Below are 13522 nucleotides of genomic sequence, written 5' to 3' on the forward strand. Positions count from 1 at the left end.
TCGCTGCCCGCCTTGCCCGGCACCGGGCAAGGTGTAGTTTCCGGCGCCGCTCCGGGCCGGAGATGCAGGGCGCGTCGCTGGCCGGGCCGGGCTCAGGGCGCGCCCGGGGGACCAATAGCCGAGACATACAACCCCGGAGACATCGCCGGGACTGGAGGCTTCGCATGGCACTGGTTCGGGTGATCGGGCGCTCGCCCTGGCTCGCGGTCTGGCGGTCGGAGCCCGACGCCGCGCGCGGCCTGGCCGAGCCAGCGCCGGACCAGGACAACGCGATTCGCTTCGACGCGGAAGCCTGCGAGGGCAGTTCCCGCCTGCTCTTCCCCCTCGATGCGCTGCTGCGCGACGCCGCGCAGGCCATCGCCGGCGAGGCCACGCTCGAGCTGACCCTGAGCGCCGCTCGGGTGGCGGAGAGGCGCCCGGTGGAGTGGGTGGCGCTGCTGCACGGCGCCACGGCGCGCAGCCTTACCTTCCTGAAGCGCCTGGAGAGCCTGCCGGTCTTCGGCACGCGCCCGCGCCAGCGCAGCTGGGTGGTCCCGCTGGCGGAGTTGGGTGCCTATCAGGGCCGGCTCTTCTTCGCGCTGCAATTCCTGCCCCAGGCACCAGCCTGCACCGTGGCGCTGCGGCTCTCCTGCGATGGCGCCGGGGCCGCTCCGGCGCCCGCCGCCGCCGAGCCCCCCGCCGCGCCGGCGCCCGCCGCGCCGCCGCCGGAACCGCCAACGGCCTCACCCGCGCCGCGACCGGAAGCGCCGCCGGCATCCGCCGGGCGCGCCGATCGGCTGAGGGCATTGCCCGACGGCGCCCTGCTGCTGTTCAAGACGGCCGCCGACGCCAAGGCGTGCCACTGGGCGGAGGAAGCGGCGCAGGACGATGCGCCGTATCGGATCGCCATCGACCTGCGCGGCTGCAAGGGCGAGGTGCGCCTGCTCCGCCCGCTGCCCGATCTCGCGCCCCGGCTGCACAGCCTGCCCGAGGGGCTGGCCCTGCCGCTGCGGCTCAGCCTCGACATCCCGGCGGAGTCCCGCCCCGGCCTGCTCTGGGCCGCGCTGACGCAGGGCACCTCGCCCTTCGACGTCGCGCTGCACAGCTGGATCGCCAAGCGTCTGGCCGCCACGGCGGGCGCGGCGCGGTGGGATGCCGCGGTCATGCCGCCGATGGCCGAAGACGCGGTCGCTTACCTGACCCTGCAATTCGCCCCCGGCGCGGGGCTGGTGCGCCTGGGCCGCAGCGAAGTCAGCCTCGGGGCGCATCTGGGGGCCTTCGAGGCCTGCGACAGCCTCGCCGGGATCCTGGCGCGGCTCGCCCCCGGCACGCGCGGCGCCACGCTGGCGCTCCGCCGGGGCGATCGTCACTTCACCGTCCCGGCCTTCCAGGAGACCCTGCCGGGCGGCGAGACCCGGCTCGGCCTGGAGCCCATGCGGTTGGGGCGCTTCCTGGTCGAGGCGGGCCTGGCGGACGGCGCGCCTTTCGACGTGCTGCTGCTGGCAGGGTCGCTCCTGGTGGAACGGCGCAGCCTCGCCTGGGTTGTCCCTGACGTCGCCGGCGCGCTGGAGGAGGCCTCGCCCGCACGCATCCGCGGCTGGGTCGCGCCACCGGTGGCGGTCGAGGTCCTGGTCAATGGCCTGCCCCTGCTGACGCTGCCGGCCGGGCTGCCGCGGCTGCACCCGCAGGGCGCGGGTGGCTTCGAGACGCAACTCCTGGTCGGCTCCGGCGCCGAAGCCGAGGTCGTGGCCCTGCGTGAGGCGGCCACCGGCAGCGCGATCGGCGAACCACGCCGCCTCGCCGGGCTGCCGGCGCGGCGACAGGACCGACACCGCGCGCGCCTGGCCCGCAGCCGGCTGCGCCAGGCGCCGGCGGTGAGCCTGGTGCTGCCGCTCCGCGATGAGACCGCCACGGCCGCCGCGGCCTGCCTTGCGGCGCTGGCGCGCCATACACGCATGCCCGCGCGCCTTATCCTGCTCGACCAGGGCTGCACCTCGCCCGCCGCCGAGGCCCTGCTGGCGCAGGCCCTGGCGCGCCCGGGCACGCAGCTGCTTGCCGGCGCCGACCTCAATGCGGCGATCGCCGCGGCGGGCGCGGATGATGTGGTGCTGCTCGACCCCGCCAGCCTGCCGGGCCCCCGCTGGCTCGAACGCCTGCGCTTCGCCGCGCTGGCCGAGGATCGCGTCGGTTCGGTCAGCGCCCTGCCCGCCACCGCCCTGCCGCCCCTGCCTCAAGACTGGCCGGCCGAGGCGGTGGCGCGCTTCGTCGCCCAGGCGGCGCCAGGGCTGTTGGCGGACACCCCGGTGATGGGCGCGGGCTGCGTGTATCTGCGGCGGGAGGCCCTGACGGCGGTCGGCCCCTTCGACCTGGAAGGCCTTCCCGGCACCGCCGCCTGGCGCGCGGACTGGTCGCTGCGCGGCCTCTATCTGGGCTTCCGCCACCTCGTCGAGGAAGGCTGCCTGGTCGATCGCGCGCCGCCGGCTGCCGACGCCGCACCGGCCGACCTGCTCGGCCATCGCTACCCCGAACTGCCGCGCCTGCTGGCAGCGCAAGCGGCCGATCCGGCCCCCGCCACCATCGCCCATCGCCTCGCGATGCGCGCCGCCGGAGCCCCGGCACCGCGGCCGCGCGCGCTGTTCGTCATCAGCTCCCGCACCGGGGGCATGCCGCAGACCAATGCCGACCTCATGCGCGCGCTCGGCACGACGCATGAGACCCTTCTGCTGCACAGCGATTCACGGCTGCTCACCCTCGCGCGGGTGGAAGCGGGGGTGGAGACGGTGCTGGAAACGCATGAGCTGGCCGAGCCGGTCAACATCCTGCACCACCGCTCCCCCGCCTATGACGCGGTGGTGGGGGAATGGCTGAGCGCGCATGCCATCGAGCTGGTGCATCTGCGCCACCTCGCGCGGCACGGGCTTGGCGTGGCGGAGGCGGCGCGCGCGCTGGGCATCCCGGTGCTGCTGTCCTTCCATGATTTCTACACGCTCTGCCCCACGGTGAAGCTGCTGGACGCCGAGGGCACGCCCTGCGGCGGCGTGTGCACCCAGGGTCCGGGGGAGTGCCGCGCGGAGTTGTGGCCGCGGGAAGGCGTGCCGCCGCTGCGCAATCGCTGGGTCGCGAACTGGCGTGCGCTGATGCAGCCCGCGCTGGACGCCTGCGACGGCTTCGTCACCACATCGACCGGAGCCAAGGCATTGCTGCAGCGGGGCTTCCCGGGCCTGGCCAGCCGCCCCTTCCCGGTCATCCCGCATGGGCGGGACCTGCCGGAGCTTGCGGCGCCGCTGGTCGCCACGCCCACACCGGGCGAAAAGCTGCGTCTGCTCGTGCTGGGCAATATCGGCCCAGCCAAGGGGGCCGAGCTGCTGGCCCGGGTGCTTGAGCTGGATACGGAAGGGCGGATCGAGCTGCATGTCGCCGGCGAGATCGGCGCCGAGCTGCGCGCCGCGCGCGCCTTCCTGCACGGCCCCTATGCGCGGGAGGATTTCGTGCAGGTGGTGGCGCAGGTGCGCCCGCATCTGGGCGCCGTGCTCTCGCTCTGGCCGGAGACCTATTCCCACACCCTGACCGAGCTTTGGGCCTGCGGCATTCCTGTGCTGGGCTTCGAGCGCGGCGCGGTGGGGGAGCGGCTGCGCGAGACCGGCGGGGGCTGGCTGCTGGACGACCCCTCGCCGCCCGCGGTGCTGGCGGCGCTGCTGGCGATCGGGGCCAACCCGCAGGACCACGCCGCGCGGGTCGCCGCCGTCGAGGCCTGGCGGCTGGGCGAGGGCCGCCGCTGGGACGTGGCGGCGATGGCCGAGGCCTACCGCGCCCTCTACGCCGCGATCGGCGCATGAGCGCGCCGCCCGCGCCGACCTGCCCGATCTGCGGCGGCCGCGAATTCGGCACCTATAATCGCCGCCCCCTGGCGCGCTGCATGGGTTGCGGCGCGGTGGAGCGCACGCGCAAGCAATGGATGGTGCTGCGCCATCTCGGCCTGCCGCGGCCGGGCAGCCGTATCCTGCACCTGGCCCCCGAGCGCAGCCTGGGCGAGCGCTTCCACGCGGCGAGCGGGGCGCTCTACCATCCCTGCGACCTCACTCCCGCGCTCTATCGCAGCAAGGCCTACCGGGTCTTCGAGCTGGATGCCTGCCGCGATCTCGCACGGATGCCCAGCGCCTGTTTCGACCTGATCCTGCACAACCACGTCCTGGAGCACCTGCCCTGCGCGGTCTCAGCGGTGCTGGACGAGTTCGACCGGCTGCTCACACCCGGCGGCTGGCACCTTCTATCCGTGCCCTTCCGCAACGTGGCGCGCACGGATGAGGATCTGGGCGAACTGCCGCCGGAGGAACGCACCCGCCGCTTCGGCCAGTCCGACCATCTGCGGATCTTCGGCCGGGATTTCGATGCGATGCTGGTGGCGCGCGGCTTTCGCGCCTTTCGCGGGCCGGAACTGTTCAGCCCGGAGGAGCTTGCCGGCGCCGCCGTGCCCCCGCCCCCGGCGCTGCCGGATGGCGCCACGATCTTCGCCCGGCAACGCCCTGGCTGAGGTGGCGCCGGATATGGCCGGATACCCCCATCTGACCGGAACCTGCCTCAGGAGCCTTTGTGCAGGCGCGCCTGCAGCCCCGCCAACAAGGCAAGGCCACGCGGCTCCGTGGGCTGAAGGGCCAGCGCCGCCTCCACCTCCTGCAGCGCCGCGGGCAGGTCGCCCGCGCGATTGAGCGCCCGCGCCAGAGCCAGGCGGGCGTCGAACTGGTCGGGCGCGCGGCGGGCCACGCGCGCGAAGCTGTCCACCGCCCGGGCCGTATCCCCGATGCGCAGCGCCATCTGCCCGCGCGCCTGGAGGAAACGCTGGTTGCCCGGCGCCAGCGCCACCGCCCGCTCCGCCGCGGCCATCGCCTGGTCGAGCCGACCGCGCGCCGCCAGCGCGCGCGAGCGCTCCACCCAGTAGACACCGCTGCGCCCCCGCGCGCGCCGCACCAGGCCCTGATAGGCCGGCAGGCGCTCCGGCCGGCGGATCAGCCCGAGCACGATGCGCGAGACCAGCCGAAGCTCGCGCAGCATCTCGCCTGCCGGATGGCCGGCAAAGGGCAGCGCGAAGGGGGTGATCGGGCGATGCCGGCGCAGCAGCTCCACATGCTGGCGGTCCAGGTGCAGCGGGTCGTAGATCACGACGATCCCGGCCTCGGTCGAGAGCCCCTCGGCCAGGGAATGACGCCAGACCATGCCGGCGGCGGCCTCGGCCTGCCAGCGGGTCTCGAAGGGCACCTGGGCGCCGATCGCATATTGCGGGGAGATCGCGATCACCCCCGTGGCCCGCAGCGCGCGCGAGAAGGCCAGGGCAGCGAAGGCGCCCATGCTGGAGCCATAGGTGATCCGGCGCCGATAGGCTGCGGCGACGGCACCGATCGCGGCCAGGGCCGACGGCATCTCGGCATACTGGTACCAGGCATTGTCGGCGCAGGTGACGAAGACGGCGTCGATCCCGTGTTCGGCGAGGAAGCTTTCGCCGAAGCCCTCCACGTCCAGCGCGGGCTTGCTGCGCCAGGGACCGAAGCTGATCACCAGCGTGCCCCGGCCGGCGTGACGGAGGTGGCGCACCAGCAGGTTGGCCGAGCGGAAGATCTCCACCGGCTCAACCATGCGCGGCGGCCAACCGCTCAAGCACGGCGGCCTCCACCGCATCGACCGCAATCTCGCCGATGCAGCGGCAGGTCTGGCGCCCGAAGGGGCCGGCCATCCCTGCCAGCTCGCAGGGCGCGCAGGGCTTGGCCAGGGCCAAGGTCAGGCTTGCGGGGCCAAGCGGGCCGCGGGTGCGCGGCTCGGTTGGCGCGAACAGTGCTACCAGCGGCAGGCCCAGCGCATTGGCGACATTCATCACCCCGCTGTCATTGGCGACGAAGGCGCTGCAGCCGGCCATTGCCTCGGCCATCTCGATGATCGTGCCACCGGTCATGTCCCGCGTGCCGGGCACGTATTCATCCGCCGTGCCGAAGGAGGCGACGGTGATGCCCCGCGCCGTCAGGCGTGCGGCGAGGTCCGCGAAATGCGGCCAGCGCTTGGCGGCCCAGATGCCGGTCTTGGAGCCCGCATGCAGCCCGACCAGCGGCACCGCCGGGGGGGGGCGGCGCGTGACCTCGCCGACATGGCAGGCGCGCACATCCGCGGCGTCATACGGCACGCCGAGCAGCGCGGCGGCGGCCGCAAGGTTGAACTCGGCCTCATGCAGCGGATGGCCGGCGTGGAAATTCGCCCAGTCGCGGGAACGCAGCACGCGCTCCGCCCGGAAGGGGGGCACGAGGTCGCCGAAACTGTGGGTGAGGAAGACGCTCTGGTAGCGCCGGCGCAGCACCATGTCGGTCAGCGGGAAGACGTGGCGCACATGGAGCGGATGGGCAACCACCGCCGCGGCCCCCGGCTGGTCCCCCGCCACGACCACATCCACCGGCCGGCCAAGCCGGCGCGCGAGGTTGCGCAGCAGCGCCGTCGCGTGGATCACGTTGCCCAGCCCCGAGCCCACGCCGACCAGGATCGGCGCCTCCAGCCCCGCGACCAGGCGTTCGAGCCGCCCGGCCTGGGGGGCGAAGCCGCTCCGGGCGGCGGCATGGCGCGCGCGCGCGGCACGGGCGCGCCAATAGCCAGGCTCCTCGAACAGCCGTGTCAGCTCCGCGGCCCAGGCCACCGGATCGGGCGGCAGGCTGACGCCGCTGCCGCGCAGCAGCAGCGGCACATTGCCGCGGTCGGAACCAATCACGGGCACGCCCTGGCGCTGCGCTTCCACCACCACGCGGCTGAAGGTCTCGACGAAGCGATAGCTCGGCACAAGCACGGCGCGCGCCTGCGCGTAGAGGGGGGCGAGGTCGGGCACGCGCTCCCGCACCTCGACATTGGGCAGGTGCGCGGCGGCGGCGCGGGCCTGGGCGGCGTTGGACTGGCTGGCCACCGCCACGAAGCGCCGCCCCGGGCAGAGCGCCGCCAAGGCGAGCATCAGGGTGAAGCCCTTGTCGGCGCGGGCATTGGCCAGGAGCACGATCTCCCGCCCCTCGGGCTCGGCCGGCGGCGGCGCCGCGAGATCATCGGGCAGCGAGGGAACGACCGGCGTGAGCGGCCCGAAATGCGTGGCCATCACGCTGCGGGTGAAGGCTGAGTTGCTGTAGATCGCGTCCATCTCGGCCAACAGCAGTTCGAACTCCGGCCGGCGCGCATGGCCCTCGGGGCAGTCGGGGAAATAGCCGGGGTTGATGGTCGGGGCGTGGAACATCTCGCGCCAGAAATGCGCGCCGAAGACCAGGCGCACATCGAGAAATCGCAGCGCCAGCGCGACCTCGTAGCCCAGGCCCGAGACGACATGCGCGATCGCCGCACGCTCCTCCCAGGCGAGGCGGAACAGGGCCTCGGGTGTCTCGGGCACGAACGCATAGTCGATGCCCTCCGCCACCCCGCGCTCCCCGGCGCGCTCGGCGCGTGTGCCAAGGATCAGCGGTACATGGCCCATGTCGCGATACAGCTGGGCCATCTGGAACACGAAATGCTCGGCGCCGCCGAACCTCTCCACCCCGAAACGGGAAATGAGCAGCACGCGCCGTCCGGCGGGGGGGGCGGGCGGCAGGGCGTGCAGCGCGCGGCCCGGGTGGTGGACCAGCGGGTGGCGCTGCGCCGCGGCGAGCAGCGCGGCCCGCCCGGCCTCGGGCGCGACGACGCCGCTGCCGAGGAGTTGCGCCAGATAGGCGCGCCGCCAGAAGGGCGGCACGGGGTGGCCGCGCAGGGCGGAGAGGTCCAGAAGCGCGGCGCGCTCCGGCACGCGGTCGAGCAGGCCCGGCGCTGGCAGTTCGGCAGGGGCGAAGGCCAGCCAATCGGCCGTCGTGCCGGCAAGGCCTGGCAGGGTGGCCAGCGGGTCCGGCACGGGGGTGCCCGGCATCGGGCGGCTAGTCCTCGGGGCCGATGATGGCGGCCGAGAAGGGGCCGGCACGGCGCGCCTCCGCCCAGCGTTCCAGCAGGCGCACGGCGAAGGCGGCGCCGTCACGCTGCGGCTCCCGCGCCAGGGCGGCACGGGCTGCCGCCAGCGCCGGCTCCAGCCGGCCCAGCCGCGTCAGGGCACGCGCGAGGTCAAGCTGCGGCACGGCCTGGTCCGGGGCCAGGGCGCCCGCCCTTTCCAGCGCCGCGATGCCTTCTTCCACAGCCTCGGTCTGCAGCAGCAGATGGCCGAGTTCGCGCCAGGGACGAGGATCCTCCGAACTCAGCACGGTGGACCGCCGCAGCAGGGCAAGCGCCTCGGGCAGCAGCTCCGGCCGGGGTTCGAGCGCGCCATAGTCGCCGTTCACCAGCCGCACGGCGACGCGCGCGGCTTCCAGCACGTAGCGTGGCTCATCCGGCTGCAGGGCCAGGCAGGCGGCGAAGACGGCCCAGGACTCCTCCAGCCGCTGCAGCCCGGCCAATGCCTGCGCCAGGAAGAACAAGGCGAGGTGATGCTGCGGCATCCGCTGCTGGAACCAGGCCAGGGTCTCGGCCGCCTCGGCAAAGCGCCGCTGGTAGAGAAAGGCACGGCCGCGCAGCGACACCATGCGGTGCTCGGCGCGCGGGCCGAGATCGCGCACCGCCCGCTCGGTAAGGTGCAGGACCAGGGACCAGTCGCTGGCCTGGAAGGCGGCCTCGACGGCGCTGCGCAGGGCCACGGGATCGGTTGGCACCGGGACCACGGGCGCGACGGGATCAGGGGCGCTCACCGGGGGCGGCGGCGCCGGCGGGCCGGGCACGGGCTGGATGTGGGGCAGCACGGGCGCGGCCTGCGCCGGCGCCGCCGTCACCGCACGGGCCAGGACCCGCCCACTGCCCGGCTCAATCAGGTGCACCTCGTCCAGCAGGCCGGGCAGCCCGGCGGCCAGGTCGGGCGGGAGGTGCACGGTGAAGCCATGGCGGCCCTCACCCAGGGGCTGGGCCGCGGTGCAGCGCAGCAGGCAGCCTGCCCCGCGCATCAGGGCGAAGCTGACCGGCCAGAGCGGGCGCGCCGGATCGCGCAGCCAACCCTGGACACGCCCACCGCCCGCCCAGCCGAGAGTGCCCTCAAGCGGCGGCAGGAGCGCACCGGCCATGGCCGGGGCCCAGCCCGGGTTGCCCGGCGCGCTCATGGCCGGCGTGGTGGGGCGAAAGCGATCATGCGCCCCTCAATACGGGTTATAGGATTTCACCTCGACCAGGTCGGAGCCGAAGGCGGCGTTCAGCTCGCGCTTCAGCCGCGCGCGCTCGTCATTCGTGATGTAGACGGCGCGGGCAAGCTCAACGAATCGAGGGCCGAAATCGCGCTGGCGCTCGCAGTCGCGGATGTCGTCCTCGATGTCCCAGAGCTGACGATTCACCGCGGCGAGAGCCGCGACCAGGGGCGCGAAGGGCCCGTCGCGGGTAACGCCGAGCCCGGCGAGCACGCTGCCCAGCAGATCGAGTTCATGGTGGACGTGCGCACGCTTCTCGGGCGCGGTGATGAGGCTGGCCTTGATCTCGAGGATGGTGATCTTGTCGAGCAACTCACCGAAGGAGGTCGGCACGAGGATCTGGGCGGCATCGCGGGTCGGGGGGCTCATCGAGGCATCTCATGCATGAGTGCAAGACAGTAGCGGAAGCCGGCCTGGGCCGGAACCCGCAGCGGTGGTCGCGGCACGGGCGTCATTCCACGGCCCCGTCGAATGCCGTAAGCTCGGGCAATGAGCAGTTCCTCCATCGCCCCGCGGATCGCTCGCGGCGGCAAGGCGATCTATGGCGCGCCGCTCGGCATCCTGATGCTCGAAGCGCGCTTCCCGCGGATTCCCGGCGACATGGGCAACGCCGCCACCTGGCCCTTTCCCGTGCTCTACCGGGTGGTGCGCGGCGCCTCGCCCGAGCGGGTGGTGCTGCAGGGCGCGCCCGGGCTGCTGCCCGACTTCATCGCCGCGGCACGTGATCTGGTGGATCTCGGGGCCGAGGCGATCACCACGAATTGCGGCTTTCTCAGCCTCTTCCAGGGCGAACTCGCGGCCGCGGTGAACGTGCCGGTGGCGACCAGCAGCCTGATGCAGGTGCCTTGGGTGCAGGCGACGCTGCCGCCCGGACGGCGCGTGGGCGTGATCACGGTCAGCCGCGGCTCGCTGACGCCTGCGCATCTGGCCGCGGCGGGAGTGCCGGCGGATGTGCCGGTCGAGGGAACGGAAGGGGGGCGGGAGTTCTTCCGCGTGCTGATCCGCGCCGAGAAGCCGGACATGGATGTGGCACTGGCGGAGCAGGACATCCTGGAGGCCGGGCAGCGGCTGAAGGCGCGGCACCCTGAACTGGGCGCGGTGGTGCTGGAGTGCACGAACATGCCGCCTTACGCGGCGGCGCTGCAGGCGGCGCTGGGTCTGCCGGTCTATGACATCTACACGCTGGTGAGTTGGTTCCACGGCGGCCTGCGGCCGGCCCGCTTCGGCTGAGACCTGCCCCGACAGCGTCCTGCGGGCGGGGCACGGCGCCCGCCCCGCGCAGCTTCTGCGCGCCGTGACGAGGGCCGCATCAGCAAAGCCTGAACCTGCGCTTGCCGATGCCATGCCGGAGATCCGTCCGTGCCCGGTGCGCGACACGGATCCGGGAGGATCGATTTCGTGCGCCGTGACTTGTTGTTTCTTCAGCACGAGATCCGTTCTGACGGGTCGCGGCACCGCAGCGACATCAGAAGGGATATGGCTCAGGAGCCGAGAATGGACTGGCGCCGAAGAAGGTGACGCAGGCGCCGGGCCTCGCTGGCCGGCTCGGCATCGGCGATGCAGGGCAGTTCGCCCATGCCGTCCTCGCGCGGGTCGCCCGCCTCGGCTTCGCCCAACACGCTGTCGAAGGCACGGTCGATGGCAGCGCGCAGCTTCGGCAGGTCGCCGGCGGCCAGGGCGCGTTGGGCCGCGATGACCACGATGCCGGCCAGGGCGGCGGTCAGGCTGGCGGTGCCGGAGGGGGCGCGCCCGGGTGTCAGGTCCGGAGTGCCCGGCAGCACGCTGCTTGCGTGGCAGGCCCCGCGCTGGGAGGCGAGGCTCCCGGCAACCAGGCGTTCCGCCCAGCCAAGGCCGGCATCGAGCCCGGCAAAGGGCCAACCCTGCGGCAGGGCGATTTCAGGCAACGCTGAGGAAAGTGGGGACATGGCCGATGGCCTCTTCTGGCGGGACGCGTCGAACCGGGCTCGACACGCCCACACTCCGCCCTGCGAGGTAAACGATCAGTTAATGCAACAGCCGGCTTGGCCGGCACCGCGCGGAATCTCGTTTACCTTTCACAAAATTCGATCGCCAGGGGAGCAGACCGCCCAAGAAAAACCCCGGCTGCCCTGCGGCAACCGGGGTTCATGACGGAAGGCGGCGCCGCGGCGCCGATCCTTATTCCTTCATGCTCACGGCCTGGCGGCCGCGCTGGCCGTCACGCACGTCGAGCGCGACCTTCTCGCCCTGCTGGACATCCGCCTTGCCGGCGCGCTGCAGGACGGAGGAGTGCAGGAACACGTCCTGGCCACCATCGTCCGGGGTGACGAAGCCGAAGCCGCGCACCTGATCGAACCACTTCACCGTGCCATTGACGGCATAGGTCGGCCCCCCTTCATCGCGCCCGAAATCGCGACGCGGCGGACGGTCGCCGAAGCCACCGCGCGGGGCGCCGAAGCCGCCACCCGGCGGGCCGCCGAAGCCACCACCGCCGAAGTCGCGACGCGGGGGACGATCGCCGAAGCCACCGCCGCCGCCGCCGAAATCACGGCGCGGGGGACGATCGCCGAAGCCGCCGCCGCCGCCGAAATCCCGGCGCGGGGGACGGTCGCCGAAGCCGCCGCCGCCACCGAACTCACGGCGCGGGGGACGATCGCCAAAACCGCCCGGACGCTGCGGGCGGTCGCCCATGCCGCCACCGGCGCCACCACCCGGTCCCTTGATGACCGCGTAGATGCGCGTGACGAGGCGCCGGCCCTGCCGGTCCGTCCCGATCTCACACGTCAGCTTGTCGCCGGTGTCCGGCGGTTCGATTCCCGCCTCGGTCAGTGCCGAGGCGTGGAAGAAGACGTCCTGCCCGTCGGGACCAAGGACGAAGCCGAACCCCTTGCGGGCGTTGTACCACTTCACTTCGGCCTCGACGGACCCGGCGCCGCCCTGTTCGTTATCGGGAAACACGATGATATTCGATCCGTAACTGTGGACACGACCCGACACGATGCAGGGCCGCCACTTTTCAATGTGGCACCTTGGTGCAAGGAAAACCAGAGGAAAAGCTAAGCGCCGAATCGCGAAGGGTTGAACGGCGCCACATCGATCTCCGGCGGGCGGCCCTGCAGCATGGCCAGGACCACCCGCGCCGTGCGCGGCGCGGCCACCAGCCCGACATGGCCATGCCCGAAGGCCAGCAGCACGTCGCCACTCGCCGCGGCCGGGCCGAGGCAGGGCAGGCCATCGGGCATGGAGGGACGATGGCCCATCCACAGCTTCACGCGCTCGGCCGGCAGGTCGCGTGGCAGGCCGGGGAAGCTGCGCAGCAGATGGTCCCGCAGGATTTCGGCACGCTTCCAATTGGGCGCCGCTTCAAGGCCCGCGATCTCCACCTGCCCCGCGCAGCGCAGCCCGCGATCCGTCCAGGTGACCGACATCTTGCCATCATAGGGCATCATCGGCGTGCGCGGCCCGGCCTCCGCATCCGCCACCATCGCGTGGTAGCCGCGCTCGGTCTCGAGCGGCACGGGCGAGCCCGCGGCCGCGGCCAGCGGCTTGGAGTAGGCGCCCGCGCAGATCACCGCGCGATCGGCAAGGATCTCGCCCTGATCAGTGGATACGGCCTTGAGCCGCCCCCCCTCGATCCGGAAGCCGGTGGCGCGCGCGGCCTGCAGTGCCGCGCCCTCGGCCTGCGCCTGGGCGACAAGCGCCGCGACATAGGCGCCGGGGTCGCGGCAATGCCCACCCTCCTCGACCAGCGCGCCAAAGGTGTAGCGGCGGTCGAGGTCGGGCTCGCGCTGGCGCATCTGGTCGGCATCCAGCTCCAGCCATTCGATGCCGACCTTGCGGCGGATGCGCCAGGCCATGGCCTCGCTCTCGAACTGGGCACGGTTCTCGTAGGTGTAGATCAGGCCGCGGCGCTCGATCAGGTGGCCCACCCCGGCCTCCTCGGCCAGCGCCTTGTGCAGCGCCGGCGCGTCGATCAGCAGCGGGCGCAGCGCGCGGGCCGCCGCCTCGACCTTCGCCTCGGTCCAGCCGGCCCAGAGATAGCGCAGCAGCCAGGGCAGCACGCGCGGCAGGTAGGACCAGCGAATGGCGAGCGGGCCGAGCGGGTCGGCGAGGAATTTCGGCACCTTCTTCCACAGGCCCGGCCCGGCCGGCGGGATCACCGACATCGGGCTCAGCCAGCAGCCATTGCCGTAGCTCGCCGCCTGCTCGCCACCCGGCGGGCCGGGTTCCAGGATCGTCACGCGGTAGCCCGCGCGCAGCGCCAGCGTCGCTGTCGTCGCGCCGACGATCCCGGCCCCGATCACCACCACATGCTCACCCATCGGCAGACCCCCCCCGTGCAGGGCCGCAGTCTGCGTCCGACCGGTCGGCAC

The 13522-nt window shown here is 73.1% G+C and carries 10 protein-coding genes; 3 read left to right on the top strand and 7 right to left on the bottom strand.

Annotated elements, in window-relative coordinates; all coding sequences use genetic code 11:
- Positions 1-164: 164 nt before the first annotated feature.
- Both AC2D9U_RS14710 and AC2D9U_RS14715 read left to right on the top strand, forming a co-directional pair.
- Complete coding sequence (locus AC2D9U_RS14710; RefSeq protein ID WP_484750207.1) at positions 165-3815, top strand: glycosyltransferase; 3651 nt, start codon at positions 165-167, stop codon at positions 3813-3815.
- A complete protein-coding gene (locus AC2D9U_RS14715) occupies positions 3812-4510 on the top strand; it encodes a methyltransferase domain-containing protein (protein WP_484750209.1) in 699 nt (232 codons plus the stop codon). Before AC2D9U_RS14710 ends, AC2D9U_RS14715 begins: the two co-directional genes overlap by 4 nt.
- A gap of 47 nt (positions 4511-4557) precedes the next feature.
- Here the strand turns inward: AC2D9U_RS14715 and AC2D9U_RS14720 are convergent, their stop codons facing one another.
- The 4 genes from AC2D9U_RS14720 to AC2D9U_RS14735 are packed head-to-tail and all read right to left on the bottom strand — an operon-like array spanning position 4558 to position 9539.
- The gene (locus AC2D9U_RS14720) at positions 4558-5607 is read right to left on the bottom strand and encodes a tetratricopeptide repeat protein (RefSeq protein WP_484750211.1); all 1050 of its coding nucleotides are present in this window, start codon (positions 5605-5607) and stop codon (positions 4558-4560) included.
- Positions 5600-7882: a glycosyltransferase family 9 protein gene (locus tag AC2D9U_RS14725; RefSeq protein WP_484750213.1), complete on the bottom strand. Its 2283-nt coding sequence runs from the start codon at positions 7880-7882 to the stop codon at positions 5600-5602. Before AC2D9U_RS14725 ends, AC2D9U_RS14720 begins: the two co-directional genes overlap by 8 nt.
- A 7-nt stretch (positions 7883-7889) precedes the next feature.
- Complete coding sequence (locus AC2D9U_RS14730) at positions 7890-9089, bottom strand: tetratricopeptide repeat protein (protein ID WP_484750215.1); 1200 nt, start codon at positions 9087-9089, stop codon at positions 7890-7892.
- Between the two features lie 36 nt (positions 9090-9125).
- Positions 9126-9539 carry a DUF6165 family protein gene (locus AC2D9U_RS14735; protein WP_484750217.1) on the bottom strand — a complete coding sequence of 138 codons (414 nt, stop codon included), beginning with the start codon at positions 9537-9539 and terminating at the stop codon, positions 9126-9128.
- Positions 9540-9659: 120 nt separating this feature from the next.
- Between AC2D9U_RS14735 and AC2D9U_RS14740 the strand changes: the two genes are divergently transcribed.
- Positions 9660-10400: an aspartate/glutamate racemase family protein gene (locus AC2D9U_RS14740; RefSeq protein ID WP_484750219.1), complete on the top strand. Its 741-nt coding sequence runs from the start codon at positions 9660-9662 to the stop codon at positions 10398-10400.
- Between the two features lie 251 nt (positions 10401-10651).
- On the opposite strand, the gene AC2D9U_RS14745 is transcribed toward AC2D9U_RS14740, so the two are convergent.
- The 3 genes from AC2D9U_RS14745 to AC2D9U_RS14755 all read right to left on the bottom strand — a co-directional run bounded on the left by AC2D9U_RS14745 (position 10652) and on the right by AC2D9U_RS14755 (position 13471).
- Complete coding sequence (locus AC2D9U_RS14745) at positions 10652-11074, bottom strand: hypothetical protein (RefSeq protein ID WP_484750221.1); 423 nt, start codon at positions 11072-11074, stop codon at positions 10652-10654.
- A gap of 253 nt (positions 11075-11327) precedes the next feature.
- A complete protein-coding gene (locus tag AC2D9U_RS14750; RefSeq protein WP_484750223.1) occupies positions 11328-12146 on the bottom strand; it encodes a cold-shock protein in 819 nt (272 codons plus the stop codon).
- Positions 12147-12205: 59 nt separating this feature from the next.
- On the bottom strand, positions 12206-13471 hold the full coding sequence (locus AC2D9U_RS14755) for an NAD(P)/FAD-dependent oxidoreductase (protein ID WP_484750224.1): 1266 nt from the start codon (positions 13469-13471) through the stop codon (positions 12206-12208).
- Positions 13472-13522 lie beyond the last annotated feature (51 nt).

The sequence above is a fragment of the Roseomonas sp. TF40 genome, assembly GCF_057219975.1.

Excerpts from the sequence above, each read along its gene's own strand:
- AC2D9U_RS14710 (WP_484750207.1), top strand. The coding sequence starts at position 165 with ATGGCACTGGTTCGGGTGATCGGGCGCTCGCCCTGGCTCGCGGTCTGG.
- AC2D9U_RS14715 (WP_484750209.1), top strand. The coding sequence starts at position 3,812 with ATGAGCGCGCCGCCCGCGCCGACCTGCCCGATCTGCGGCGGCCGCGAA.
- AC2D9U_RS14720 (WP_484750211.1), bottom strand. The coding sequence starts at position 5,607 with ATGGTTGAGCCGGTGGAGATCTTCCGCTCGGCCAACCTGCTGGTGCGC.
- AC2D9U_RS14725 (WP_484750213.1), bottom strand. The coding sequence starts at position 7,882 with ATGCCGGGCACCCCCGTGCCGGACCCGCTGGCCACCCTGCCAGGCCTT.
- AC2D9U_RS14730 (WP_484750215.1), bottom strand. The coding sequence starts at position 9,089 with ATGAGCGCGCCGGGCAACCCGGGCTGGGCCCCGGCCATGGCCGGTGCG.
- AC2D9U_RS14735 (WP_484750217.1), bottom strand. The coding sequence starts at position 9,539 with ATGAGCCCCCCGACCCGCGATGCCGCCCAGATCCTCGTGCCGACCTCC.
- AC2D9U_RS14740 (WP_484750219.1), top strand. The coding sequence starts at position 9,660 with ATGAGCAGTTCCTCCATCGCCCCGCGGATCGCTCGCGGCGGCAAGGCG.
- AC2D9U_RS14755 (WP_484750224.1), bottom strand. The coding sequence starts at position 13,471 with ATGGGTGAGCATGTGGTGGTGATCGGGGCCGGGATCGTCGGCGCGACG.